1 protein-coding gene is annotated in these 1,637 nt (G+C 41.4%); it reads right to left on the bottom strand.

Translation table 11 applies throughout. The annotated features are described in order from the left end of the window. On the bottom strand, positions 1-1,637 hold a 1,637-nt coding region (locus AC4II3_RS32655; protein ID WP_490723043.1), incomplete at its 5' end, for an ATP-binding protein.

Here is a 1,637-nt window from a genome sequence, read left to right as displayed (position 1 = left end):
TTAATCGACATACTCTTCGATAAACTTCCTAAGTTCCTTCACCTTAAACTCCTTAGCAAATTTATAAATTATCTTAGCAAATGGTACAAATTTAGCATCTAATTGTTCTAGCTTTTCAGCTTCTTGTCTGATGTCAAACACACTACCTCTCTTAGCAAAGTCATAAAGTAGGAGCAGAATATCAGATGGGGGAGGCACAATCGCATCTAGCTGGATTTCTTTAGCTCCAGCATCTGTTTTAATTTCTGGTTTTGGGATGAAGTCTTCATACACCCATTCTAGTTGCAAATGCTGTTTTAATTTTTCCAGTAATTCGGCTACGTCCACTGGTTTGGGAATAAAATCATCGCAGCCTGCCTTCCAACTCTGTTGCTTGTCTAACTCATAAACACTGGCAGATGAAGCAATAATCAACAGATCTTTCAATTGATATGATGAGCGCAGACGTCGCATCATTTCCAATCCATCCATCACCGGCATCACCAAGTCAGTAATAATTAGATCAGGGTTACATTCTGTGGCTTTTTCCAAACCCTCAACCCCATTACTGGCCTCCAACAGTTCAAATCCCAGAGGTTGTAACACATTCACAATTACAGAGCGATTCTCCCATTTGTCATCTACTACTAAGATTTTCCGTGCTTTCCCCTGACAACCTATAAGAGTTTTGGAAGAGGCTTGCTTACTGTCAATCACAGCTGTAGCAATCGGTAACTCTAACTCTATCGAGAAAAGGCTACCTTGGCCATAAGTACTCTCAACATTGATAGAACTTCCCATCAAATTGATAATTTTTTGGCTAATCGCTAATCCAAGTCCAGTGCCTTGTTCACGATGATCAACATCCCCCACCTGTTCAAAGGGCAAAAATATTTTTTCCACTTGTTCTGGGGTCATCCCAATCCCAGTATCTTCAATTATAAATCGAAGTCTGACTAGGGGGGATTGGATAGTAGTAATTTCTTGCTGGTTACTGATAACGTCTACCTTAAACGTGACTCCGCCATGGTCAGTAAACTTAATGGAATTTCCCAAAAGATTAATCAGAACTTGTCGCAATCGTTTGGGATCAGCCAGGATACCCTCTGGGAGATGGGATGAGGGTTGATAACTAAAAGCAATCTCTTTTTGCTGGGCTTTGACGCGACAGATTTCTACAACTTCCATCAGAAAGGACGGCAAATGAACTTCTGTCGGAAACAGTTCCATTTTCCGAGCTTCGATTTTGGATAAGTCTAAAATGTCATTAATCAGATGGAGAAGATAGTTGCCACACTTATAAATAAGGTTGATCTGGTCTTTTTGTTTAGCAGTTATCTGTGGATCCCGTTGTAGAATTTGGGCGTAACCCAAAACCCCATTGAGGGGAGTACGCAATTCATGACTCATATTAGCCAGGAATTGACTTTTGGCGTGATTAGCCTGATCAGCGGCTTCTTTAGCTGCTTTGAACTCAGCTGTACGTTCCTCAACCCGGATTTCCAGTAAGGCATTGGCTTTTCGCAGTTCTGCTTCAATTCGCCTACGCCCAGCTAGATAAACTAGACCATAGCTAAATCCAAAGCAGGAAACACCAGCAAATAACAGCCAATAGCGGTAGTGATAGATGACTTGACCCAGAGTCACTTTTCCCCAAT

The sequence above is a fragment of the Moorena sp. genome (genome assembly GCF_982860115.1).
Note: the sequence above shows the minus strand (reverse complement) of the source record. Positions and strands in the feature narration are given on the sequence as shown.